This is a genomic window from Paraburkholderia sp. CNPSo 3274, assembly GCF_024206475.1.
Taxonomy (GTDB): Bacteria; Pseudomonadota; Gammaproteobacteria; order Burkholderiales; family Burkholderiaceae; genus Paraburkholderia.
This window is the reverse complement of sequence record NZ_JAMBPR010000085.1, coordinates 20,910-31,344: the sequence shown is the minus strand read 5'-3', so window position 1 is coordinate 31,344 and position 10,435 is coordinate 20,910. Positions and strand designations below refer to the sequence as shown.

Genomic DNA, 10,435 nt, shown 5'->3' with positions numbered 1-10,435 from the left:
CCCGCCGGATAACCCAGATGGTGTCCAAGTTCGGCACCCAGCGCCCGCTCGATCAGCGCCTTCTTGAACGCGGCTGAAGCGGCGTGCACCGCTTCGGCGGTCATGGGTCCCTTCACGAACTGGTCGATCAGCTCCTTCGGAATGGACGGTAACGCTGTCTGCGCTTCGGTAGTTGTCTTGGGTTTGCGTGGCATACATGCTCCTTGAGCTACATGTTATGCCTTGAACACAAAATCTATGACAGACCCTCGAGTAGAGCCAACGGTAGCCAACAAGCAAACTATGCGCCATCAAGTTTTTTTGAATATACCGAATAGCATTACTTAACAAATATAGATGCGCACCGCCGTGATTGGTCTCATTAATTGGAAAATACGGCGAGCCAACACTGATATCGTCACCTTGCCCTCGATTACTGTCTCACTACGCGCAGACCAGTACTGCCGATGTTTTTATTGGATGCACGGCCGCCTGTAGTCGCTGAACGCCTCCCCATGCCCGAGCTCCGCATTGCGGCTCGGAAACCACAATGAGGCTCGGCGCGCTTGCACTCCACGCGGGCTCGCCTGTTGCCCACCGCCTACAAGGCAACACCGTCACCGAAAGAACCTTCTTGCCCGGAATCAGTTGACCGCGACAGTTCGTTTTAACGTTTGTCCGAGTTTTGTTGAAGAAGTGCTACAGTGCGCGTTATCTATATGACAATCTAGACATTCCCGCCTGGTGTTTTCAGGTCGCGACTGACGCGCTATCTCATTCGGAATCAAGGATCGGGGGCTTGGGTCTGTGGTTATGTCGGCAGACAGAACCATCCCGAGACGAGAAGGACCCGGAACGCACCCTCAGTTAATGCCGACTGGATTCGGCCCCGCGAAAGAGAATCAGAGGTACCGCGGCCTTGTGTCACGCCGCGGCTTTCGCGCTTGCCCGCGTTGCTTTTTGTCGAACTCCTTGCGTGTGGAAACTAGCGCATTCGGATCGCCCCCCCGGCAACGGGTGCGCGTATATCTTCAATCTCCCTTTCCCGGGACTTCTTCCTCGCCAATGCAAAGGAGGTCCGCACATTGGCACTGATTTTGCTGTGAGATAAGCTGCCCGGCGGATGCCATAGTGCTCCGGCAAATCAAACCGCGACCTACGAAGGAGACTTGACCATGGCGTTATTGGAACGCGTCGACTGGTACGATATCGCCCGCGCCACCAACTGGACCCCGTCGTACGTGTCGGAGTCGGATCTCTTTCCCGACATCATGTCTGGCGCGCAAGGTATTCCAATGGTCCACTGGGAAAGCTACGACGAGCCGTACAAGACGTCTTATCCCGAGTACGTCCGTATCCAGCGCGAAAAAGATGCTGGCGTCTATTCTGTGAAGGCAGCCCTGAATTCCAGCCGCAGCTTCGAGGATACCGATCCGGGCTGGCTTTCCATCCTTAAGGCCCATTACGGCGCCATCGCACTCGGCGAGTATGCGGCAATGAGCGCCGAAGCACGCATGGTTCGCTTCGGCCGTGCACCAGGGATGCGCAACATGGCCACCTTCGGCATGCTCGACGAAAACCGTCACGGGCAGTTGCAGCTCCACTTCCCTCACGACTACTGTGCAAAGGACAGGCAGTTTGACTGGGCGCACAAGGCCTATCACACGAACCAGTGGGGTGCAATTGCCGCCCGCAACACATTTGACGACCTTTTTATGTCCCGCAGCGCGATCGAGATCGCGGTTATGCTCACCTTCGCGCTCGAAACGGGCTTCACCAATGTACAGTTCCTCGGCCTGGCGGCCGACGCAGTCGACGTCGGCGATTTCACTTTCGCAAGCCTCATCTCCAGCATTCAAACGGACGAGTCGCGGCATGCGCAAATCGGCGGCCCGGCGCTGCACATTCTGATCGCAAACGGCCGTAAAACGGAGGCCCAGAAGCTCGTGGATGTCGCAATCGCACGGGCATGGCGCCTGTTCTGTTTGCTCACGGGATCGTCGATGGACTACGCCACGCCGATCGAACACCGCAAGCAGTCGTTCAAGGAATTCGCGCGCGAGTGGATCGTCAGTCAGTTTGAGCGGACACTCATCGATCTCGGCCTCGATTTGCCCTGGTACTGGGACCAGATGATCAATGAATTCGATTACCAGCACCACGCCTATCAGCTAGGCATCTGGTTTTGGCGTCCCACGGTTTGGTGGGACCCTGCAGCGGGCGTGACGCCCGAATGCCGCGACTGGCTGGAAGAAAAATATCCCGGCTGGAACAACTCATTCGGCAAGGTATGGGACGTCATTATCGAAAACCTGCTCGTCGGCCGCCGTGAACTTACGATGCCCGAGACGCTACCTGTCCTTTGCAACATGAGCCAGTTGCCCATTTGCGCCATTCCGGGCGATGGCTGGAACGTGAAGGACTACCCTCTCGACCATAACGGCCGCACGTATCACTTCAATTCGGAAATCGACCGCTGGGTCTTCCAGCAGGACCCGGTTCGTTACCGCGATCACCTCACGCTCGTCGATCGCTTCCTCGCCGGTCATATCCAGCCACCCAACCTCTTGGGCGCGTTGAACTACATGGGGCTCGCGCCGGGCGAAATGGGCGACGACGCGCACCAGTATGCCTGGGTCGAATCGTACCGCGGTACCCGTGACAACAAAGAGGCCGCCTGAGGCTGCCACGCAAAAGAGGACGACATGGCACTGTTCCATGTGATCTCAAATTTTCAATACGACTTCGTATTGCAGCTATTGCCGGTGGATACCGGCAATACGATAGATGAAGTGGCGGCCGCCGCCTCGCTCCATTCGGTGGGCCGACGCGTCGCCCCACGGCCTGAAAAGGTTGTGCGCGTGCGTCGCCAGGGCGCGGAGCAGTTCTACGCGCGCAAGGCAAAGCTCGGCGAGACGGATATCAAGCCGATGGAAACGCTCGAATTCATCTTTTGCGACGAATGAGGTCGACATGGAGTACCAGAAAATCTGCACGCTCGACGACCTGTGGGCAGGCGAGATGATCGGAGCGGAGGTGGATGGCCACGTGATTGTGGTGGTTAATCCAGAAGGCGGCGAGCCGCGCGCCTTTCGGGGCGTTTGTCCGCATCAGGCCATTCCGCTCGTGGAAGGAAAGTTCGACGGCCGCGTGCTGATGTGCCGAGCGCATCAATGGACCTTCGACGTGAATACCGGCAAGGGGATCAATCCTGGCGACTCCCGGCTTCGCGCATACCCCGCGAAGATCGAGGGCGAAGACGTTCTCGTTGCGGTGGGCGGCGTTGAAACCCTCTTTGCCCATTCCTGAATTTCACAGAGAACCGATCATGACCATCGAAACCACCGCCTCGGCTTACCGCAACAACCGCGTGGGTCCCGTGCTTCGGGCGGGCAGCATTACGGCGGGCGTCATCGAAGCCGCGCACGAAGACAACCCCGGCAAGACGATCCGCGTCGACGACAAACTCGCGTATGTGCGCATCGATACGGACGGCGAACTGATCCTGCGCCGCTCCACGCTTGAGGAAACGCTTGGTCGACCGTTCATGATGTCCGAGCTGGAAGTCAGCCTCAGTTCGTTTTCAGGCCGCATCGAAACAACCGAAGGCTACGTGCGGTTTTACTACGAGAAAACGCTTTAACCGGAGACGAGCATGACCCATCCCGAAGTCCTTACGCCGCTGAAAACGTGGAGCCATCTAGCCGCGCGGCGGCGCAAGCCAAGCGAGTATGAGATCGTCTCGACGAACTTGCATTACACCACCGACAACCCTGACGCCCCCTTCGAACTGGACCCAAACTTCGAAATGGCGCAATGGCTCAAGCGCAACCGCAACGCCTCGCCGCTGCGACATCCCGACTGGAACGCATTTCGTGATCCAGACGAGATCGTCTATCGCACCTATAACCTGCTGCAGGATGGACAGGAAACTTACGTATATGGTCTCCTCGACCAGTTCTCCACGCGCGGTCACGACTCCCAACTCGCCAGGCCATGGGCGGCCTCGCTCGCACGCGTCTATACCCCCGCGCGCTTCCTGTTTCATGCGCTGCAAATGGGCTCAGCTTATCTGGCCCAGATGGCCCCCGCTTCCACGATCTCCAACTGTGCCGCATACCAGACCGCTGACTCTCTGCGCTGGCTCACGCACACCGCGTATCGCACCAAGGAACTATCCCTGACTTTTGCGGACCTCGGCTTCGGCAGCGATGAGCGGCGCCGCTGGGAACTCGGGCCGCCTTGGCAGGGCTGGCGCAAACTCGTCGAACAAGCACTCACCGCGTGGGACTGGGCTGAATGCTTTGTCGCGCTAAACCTCGTGGTACGCCCGGCTGTGGAAGAGACCGTATTGCGCAGCCTCGGCGTCACGGCGCGCCAAAACGGCGATACCCTACTCGGCCTTATTACCGATGCGCAGCTCGTCGACACGGAGCGGCATCGGCGTTGGGCCAGCGAACTCGTTCGCATGGCCAGCGAACAGGAAGGCAATCACGCCGTGCTGGGTACGTGGGTGAGCAAATGGGAACCGCTTGCCAACGACGCTATAACAGCATGGTGTGCCGCCCTGCCTGACGCACGCGAAGCTAGCACACGCGCGAAGGAAGCCACGCGCGAATTCCGGCGTTCGATCCGACTGTGAGTCAGGAGGCCTTGAATCGAAGCATTCTGAAAGAAGTGTCGTCGGAAGCCGGCCCGCTCCAAAAATTGGGAAACATCAAACGTAACAGCACTTATAGCGGAGTCTTGGATCATGAGGACAATCCTCGCCGCTTCGGCGATTGTATTGCACTCGTTTGCACCATTACCTACGCCACGACCATCGGCAGCGGGCTCACGGAGACATGGCCTTGGCGGGGATAGTGGAGGCGGCAGGCAGCACTGCTTCCGTTATTGCCGCAGCGCAAGCGTCCCATGCTTCAGCTATAGGATCTACGTCAGGCGGTCAAGGAGGCTACTTCTCCGGGCCTCGCGACGGCGGATAGCAACACCTACAAGCCGGGCCATCGAGCCGATGATTAAGCGATTCCGGAAGCCGAATCGGAAACCTGCACGGATAACTGTCCGAGTGTAGATGCGCTCGCAGTCTTACCAATAACCTATGCGCGAAACATGGCAAAGTGAGCCGGCGACAATAAATGAAAACGAAACTGTTTGTAGCAGCAGTAGCATTATTAGCGACCACCGTAGGCCTCTCGTTGCGCCTACATCAGGTGAACAGGATTTGTGAAACCGCGCGCGAAAACCCTAAGGTAGCCATGGGTTCATCAACGACCTGGCCCGGCAACTGGCCGACGACGAGTTCAGCCAGCGGCTGTTGCCCATTCCGAATATCTCGGGCTTCGCCGGCGAGAAGTCCCGTTGCAGCAGGGTTCGGTGCGAGCGGCAGATTGTGCTTGCTGTCCGTAGTGGCCTTGAACCGTCGCTTGGTGCGCGCCTTGATGCCATGCAGCTTCATCAGCCGCTGAATCCGGTCCTTGCTCACGCGAATGCCTTGCGCAAGCAGCTTTTTCCACACGCGCGGCCAGCCGTACTCGCCTTTGGATTCGGCATGGTCGGCGCGAATGTGGACCAGCAGCGCATCGTTGCTGATGCGTCGGCGCGGCCGATCAGGATCAACGTCGCGGGCCTTACGGTTGTGATAACCGCTGGGACTGACGCCCAGCGCCTGGCAGGCCACGGAAACCGGCCATTGCCGGCTATGCCGTTCGATCCACGCGTACTGCACGCCCCCTTCGCAAAGTACGCCGTCTAGAGAGCGTCAAGCAGCGTGGCCGGTCGTGTTGCCTCACGGGATGATGTTACTCCCGGGTAATTGTCACTCTCCGGTTGTTTTGCGATGAAGGCTGGTGCTGCGTAGCAGCGCCAGCCTTCATCGCGTCGGCGCCGCCGAGTATCCTGGTCACCAGTTCCCTGGCGCGGTTCGATCGCCATGCCTTCACGCGGCGCTGCAGGGTGCGCAACTGAGCACCAGAATACATCGCCGGTGCCATGGCGACGTGACGCTCATGTAGCTTTTTCGCCGTGATGCCGGGCTCGGCCTCAAGCCATTGCTGTATTGTTGGCCATGTATGCTCGAACGGATCTTCCCGGCTGCGCCAGGTATGGGGGACGCTCGCCTTTCGGTGATGCGTCGGCCTTACCTCGCCGTCCTGCCAGGCTGTTCCGAGGCTCGCCAGGAAATCCGCGAGGGGAACGCGAGCAGGTGTTTTTGCCTCCGTCGGCGCCGTGCCGGATTCGCTGCATTGCGCGACGTGCTGCTGTGCTTCGCGCATTCGGCTCAAGAGGTCCAGTGGGTCGAGAGCGCGAAACTTAGCACGTAGTCTGCGTTTGGTTGCCTCCGGCACCGACGCCGAACGCAGCACGCGCTCAAGCGGCGTCAAGGGCGCTTCATACCGCTTGGTGACCCTCGCGCCATGACGCGTCTTCGATTTCAGCTTGAATGAAGGCTGGAAGAAGTTAATGTACAGACGCGACACCTCGTAAAGGGAGGCAAGAGTTTCCGTGGCTTCAAGTCCACGCAGCCTGCCATAGCCGACGAGGCGACGTACGATCGATCCATTCTTCTGCTCGACCCACGCCTGGTCATTTTTCTTGTACGCGCGTGAGCGTGTCAGCTCGATGCCTGTTGCCTTGCAGAAGTCGAATACGGCCTCGTTCATGAAGGCCGTGTCGTTATCGCAGTCCAGACCGCGAAGCGGAAACGGCAAGGCAGGCCTAACGCGCTCGACGTACTCGAGGACGAGCGTGCCGCTGCGGTACGGCATGGCGAGGCATTCGGTCCAGCCGGTCGCGATATCGGTCATCACGAAGCTGTGCACGAAGTCGCCGTCGATCTTGGTGCCACCGCAATGCTCGACGAAATCAACCTCGAGATAGCCGGGCAGCGGATTGTTCCAGTCAGAGAAGGTCCGGATCGGCACGGCACGGCGAATTGCATTGCCCACTCCGCCCGCGCGCCGGCGTTGACCCGCGAAAGCCTGTTCGCGCACGTCACGCAGCAGCCGGTCGATGGTGGCGGCACTGATCTGGTTCAGCCGTTGGCGAACCTCCTTCGATAGCGTCAGGTGACCATGCCGTGTCATCGAGTCGATCAGCGTTGGAATGAGCGCCTTCAGCCGCTTGCCGCAGATTCGATCCGCAGCCTCCCACAGCGTAATCAGTGCGGCCCGCACCGTATCGTCATAGCGGCGCTGTGGACCGGGTTTCGTCCTTGAGGGCAGAGGCTCGCGGCACAGTACGCGGATAGCGTGCTTGCGATGATACCCAGTCACTCGGACAAACTCGTCCAGTATCTTGCGCCTCTCGTTCCGATCAGAACGGCGGTACCGCTCACCGACTGCCTCAGTCAATTCCCGTCGTGTTGTCATGCTGAGCCGCCTCGTCATAAGTCGTCCCCGTCAGCATTCTGACGGGTAACAAATTACATGAGGCAACAGGCATCGCCTGGTAGCAAAAATCTTGAGTCAATGCGCCGGCCAAGCTAATTGTCGCCGCCCAGCCGTCGCTTTTCCGAGGATATAGCGCTCCATCTTCACGCGGGGGCTCTGGTGCAAATAGGCGGTCTGTACGAGATTTTTCTTATATAGCGAATGTGGCGCATGAGCTTTTTGTCGAGATCTTTGGTGCTGGTGAATACGCCGCGTGTAATGACGTCGCGCTGGATGCGGGCAAACCAGTTCTCAACCTGATTCAGCCATGACGAATACGTGGGGGTGTAAGGGCACGCCCAACTGTGCGGCCAGCTTACGGCTGCTCCAATGCGTCGAACCATCGGCCAGTTTGCGTCGCAGCGTGTAGTCGAGCACTTTCGCTTCAAGGCGCGCCAGATCGCGGCGCGGAGCGCGGCCGGGATGCCTGCCGTACAGACCCTCAAGACGCTCACTGGCAAAGCGTGTTTGCCACGTTGTGATGAATCGCGAATCGCATCGCAGCTCGCTGATGATAGCCCCGCGAGAGGCTCCTTCGTCGAGCAGCAATATCAGCCGCGCACCCCTCACCCGGCCAACGGCCATGGTCCGGCTGCGCTGCATCGACATCAGTTCTTCGCGCTCAGCTTCACTAAGATTCATTTTGCCCATGCACTATTAGATCAGTGCAATTTCATTGGTTCAATGGACTAGAGTTCCGCAACGAAACTGGTGACGTAAAATACTCGTATTTACCCGTCAAAATGCTCTGTGTGAATTGGAGTCCGTATATCCCAAAAATCCAGTCTTCAACCACATAGTTGCCCGTCAGCTCCGTAGGAGACGTCATGTTCCACCCTGGCATTTCAATCCGATTGACGTGTCTCGGACGAACACCCATCGACTTGACTGCGGTAGCATCGGCTCCAAGGGGTATGCTGTCGAACAAGATTAAAGGAAGATTGTCGCTGTTCGAAAGATCGACCTTCGTCAACGTGAACCGCTCGACCGAGTTTGCTTTTCTCGAGAGAAACTTCTCAACGGCATGCACATGCGTCGGAATACCCGGATGGGAATCCCACTTGGCGTAGAAATCGGAACGAAGAATCTGCCAGTCCGCATATTGCGAGTCGAGATCGCCTCGGTCAAACGAATTGGCATGTCGGCACTCGTGCGGAACTGGATAGCGAGGAATTCCAATAATCGATGTGAAGTTGTGAAATCCGCCGGGCTTAGTCCGTTGCCTCATTTCCCGAAGCAAGGGAATCCACACGTCTTTCGTCACGAAATGTAACGACGAGTGCGCCATAACTAGATCATAATTTTCATCCGGTACGAAATCCTCGATCCGTGCCTCGATCACATCGATGTTCAAAGAATAACGGTCAGCAATCGAGCGAAGTTTCTTTACGGCGTTCGAGGAAAGTTCCAAGGCGGTCACCTTGTGTCCCCTGAGGACAAGAAAGAGCGCATTTCTGCCTTCGCCACAGCCGATGTCTATAACAGTCGAGTTTCGTGGTAGAAACTGTTCAATTTCAAATACCTCAACACTCGGTCCGCCCATCGTCCACACTTTCGCGTCCGAATAACCTTTCTCCCAAAATCGCTCACTGTTGCTCATCGTGGAACATACCTTTCTTCCAGGGTTTTCACATGGTTCGAGAAAAGATGGTGCGCGACCAAATTACTGTATTTGTAACCCTTCCTGGTCAATCGAATCTTGTCATTGGACGGTGGCTCGATGCACCCCTCAGCCTCAAGTGCATCAATTACGTCCAAAAAATCAGAATACAGATTCCGGCCAAACTGTGATGAATAGTATGTCCCAGAAAGTTGGTTCAGCGTAAGGCTGAGGATGAAATATCTCAAGCGCTCTTCGTAAGCATCAAGAACAATCCCGTACCTCACCATGCTGTGTTCGGTGATTTCGAGGTTCAAATAATCTTCAATGGCCTTGCCGACCTCGTTGAGGTCGACCGCGTAGTCGAAGCTGTAGTGGTATTTTCCGTTGTAGCTTCTTGCGCCTGCTCCAATTCCGATCATCGGAACGCCGAGAAAATCGGAAGTCTCTTGGGCGTACGCGCTGCTATTCTCTGGCAGACGGGTGAACCTAGTGAAGGACTCTTGTCGGTATCCATTCATTTGCATGAACTCGACATTGCTATCGTAGATCGCATACTTGGTCTGGTCGTCGATGTATCGCTCCGGATGCAATCGCTGCTGCTTATGAATCGCTGTGAGAGGTCGGCTAATTGCAGGATACAGTGAGATAGTCATTGGACCTGATGAAACGATGTGGCGGAGCGAATTTTGCCAGCTTTCGAAGGTCTGACCTGAAAGGCCGTAGATCAGATCCAGATTGAAATTTTCGAAACGCTTTCGGATATTTTCTACCGCAGAGATTGTTGTCGAAACCGGGTATGGGCGACCGCTGGCCTTCAGCTCTGCGGAATCCATAGTTTGGATACCCATACTGATTCGGTTCACGCCTTGGCGTTTCAAGAAATCGAGGAGTTCTTCGGACATCGAGTCGGGAGAACCTTCGACACATAGCTCAGCAGAGGACGCAATATTCGGGAATCCATGTTGAATCGATGAAAAAATCTGTCCGAATTGTTTTTCGTTTAGAATAGTCGGAGTTCCGCCACCAAAATACACAGATACAACTGTCTTCCTTCCTGTGTACTCCGCATAAAATTTGATTTGTTCACATATCTTATCAACATAATTTTGTATTATGTCCTCTGTATCTTGGGTCGTTATAAATAACGTACAATAAGTACACCTGTATCTGCAAAATGGTATATGGATATATATTGAAGCTGGTCCACGATCACCGGTGTGCCATATTTCCGTAATGCCGATATTATGTAGACTTTTATACGATCTTTTCGAAGGGTAACTATATACATACGACTTTAAGTGATTGTTCCTTATAGAATGTCGAATTAAATCCGCGATTTGCTGCATGCTTTTCTCCTGGTCACTTCTGCATTTTTCATGACGATTCTGGATGAATGTGACGCGAAACTTGAAGTTACTGACGA

General features: G+C 56.2%; 8 protein-coding genes and 3 pseudogenes. 5 read left to right on the top strand and 6 right to left on the bottom strand.

The features are described from left to right. Window positions 1-194: pseudogene (locus M3I54_RS37235) on the bottom strand (IS256 family transposase); the annotation flags it as partial. Window positions 195-1,154: 960 nt separating this feature from the next. Here M3I54_RS37235 and M3I54_RS37230 point away from each other — a divergent pair. Genes M3I54_RS37230 through M3I54_RS37210 form a run of 5 tightly spaced genes read left to right on the top strand, consistent with a single transcriptional unit; the run spans window position 1,155 to window position 4,621 of the window. Beyond that, window positions 1,155-2,660 carry a toluene monooxygenase gene (locus M3I54_RS37230; protein ID WP_254344764.1) on the top strand — a complete coding sequence of 502 codons (1,506 nt, stop codon included), beginning with the start codon at window positions 1,155-1,157 and terminating at the stop codon, window positions 2,658-2,660. A gap of 24 nt (window positions 2,661-2,684) precedes the next feature. Continuing rightward, the gene (locus M3I54_RS37225) at window positions 2,685-2,945 is read left to right on the top strand and encodes a toluene-4-monooxygenase system B family protein (RefSeq protein ID WP_133190567.1); all 261 of its coding nucleotides are present in this window, start codon (window positions 2,685-2,687) and stop codon (window positions 2,943-2,945) included. A 7-nt stretch (window positions 2,946-2,952) separates the two neighbouring features. Further along, a complete protein-coding gene (locus M3I54_RS37220; RefSeq protein WP_133190565.1) occupies window positions 2,953-3,288 on the top strand; it encodes a Rieske 2Fe-2S domain-containing protein in 336 nt (111 codons plus the stop codon). Window positions 3,289-3,307: 19 nt separating this feature from the next. Continuing rightward, window positions 3,308-3,622 (top strand): MmoB/DmpM family protein, encoded by a 315-nt coding sequence (locus M3I54_RS37215; protein WP_133190563.1) that lies wholly within the window; start codon window positions 3,308-3,310, stop codon window positions 3,620-3,622. Between the two features lie 12 nt (window positions 3,623-3,634). Next, the gene (locus M3I54_RS37210; RefSeq protein ID WP_133190561.1) at window positions 3,635-4,621 is read left to right on the top strand and encodes an aromatic/alkene monooxygenase hydroxylase subunit beta; all 987 of its coding nucleotides are present in this window, start codon (window positions 3,635-3,637) and stop codon (window positions 4,619-4,621) included. A gap of 692 nt (window positions 4,622-5,313) precedes the next feature. On the opposite strand, the pseudogene M3I54_RS37205 reads toward M3I54_RS37210, so the two are convergent. The 5 genes and pseudogenes from M3I54_RS37205 to M3I54_RS37185 form a co-directional block, all read right to left on the bottom strand. After that, window positions 5,314-5,728: pseudogene (locus M3I54_RS37205) on the bottom strand (IS3 family transposase); the annotation flags it as partial. 52 nt (window positions 5,729-5,780) lie between these two features. After that, complete coding sequence (locus M3I54_RS37200; protein ID WP_254344762.1) at window positions 5,781-7,349, bottom strand: transposase; 1,569 nt, start codon at window positions 7,347-7,349, stop codon at window positions 5,781-5,783. Between the two features lie 164 nt (window positions 7,350-7,513). Then, window positions 7,514-8,060: pseudogene (locus M3I54_RS37195) on the bottom strand (hypothetical protein). A gap of 22 nt (window positions 8,061-8,082) precedes the next feature. After that, window positions 8,083-9,009, bottom strand: coding sequence for a class I SAM-dependent methyltransferase (locus tag M3I54_RS37190; protein WP_254320596.1), 927 nt, complete (start codon window positions 9,007-9,009; stop codon window positions 8,083-8,085). After that, on the bottom strand, window positions 9,006-10,358 hold the full coding sequence (locus tag M3I54_RS37185; protein WP_254344760.1) for an STM4012 family radical SAM protein: 1,353 nt from the start codon (window positions 10,356-10,358) through the stop codon (window positions 9,006-9,008). Before M3I54_RS37185 ends, M3I54_RS37190 begins: the two co-directional genes overlap by 4 nt. Window positions 10,359-10,435: the final 77 nt, after the last annotated feature.

Excerpts from the sequence above, each read along its gene's own strand:
- M3I54_RS37220 (WP_133190565.1), top strand. The coding sequence starts at position 2,953 with ATGGAGTACCAGAAAATCTGCACGCTCGACGACCTGTGGGCAGGCGAG.
- M3I54_RS37230 (WP_254344764.1), top strand. The coding sequence starts at position 1,155 with ATGGCGTTATTGGAACGCGTCGACTGGTACGATATCGCCCGCGCCACC.
- M3I54_RS37225 (WP_133190567.1), top strand. The coding sequence starts at position 2,685 with ATGGCACTGTTCCATGTGATCTCAAATTTTCAATACGACTTCGTATTG.
- M3I54_RS37185 (WP_254344760.1), bottom strand. The coding sequence starts at position 10,358 with ATGCAGCAAATCGCGGATTTAATTCGACATTCTATAAGGAACAATCAC.
- M3I54_RS37210 (WP_133190561.1), top strand. The coding sequence starts at position 3,635 with ATGACCCATCCCGAAGTCCTTACGCCGCTGAAAACGTGGAGCCATCTA.
- M3I54_RS37200 (WP_254344762.1), bottom strand. The coding sequence starts at position 7,349 with ATGACAACACGACGGGAATTGACTGAGGCAGTCGGTGAGCGGTACCGC.
- M3I54_RS37215 (WP_133190563.1), top strand. The coding sequence starts at position 3,308 with ATGACCATCGAAACCACCGCCTCGGCTTACCGCAACAACCGCGTGGGT.
- M3I54_RS37190 (WP_254320596.1), bottom strand. The coding sequence starts at position 9,009 with ATGAGCAACAGTGAGCGATTTTGGGAGAAAGGTTATTCGGACGCGAAA.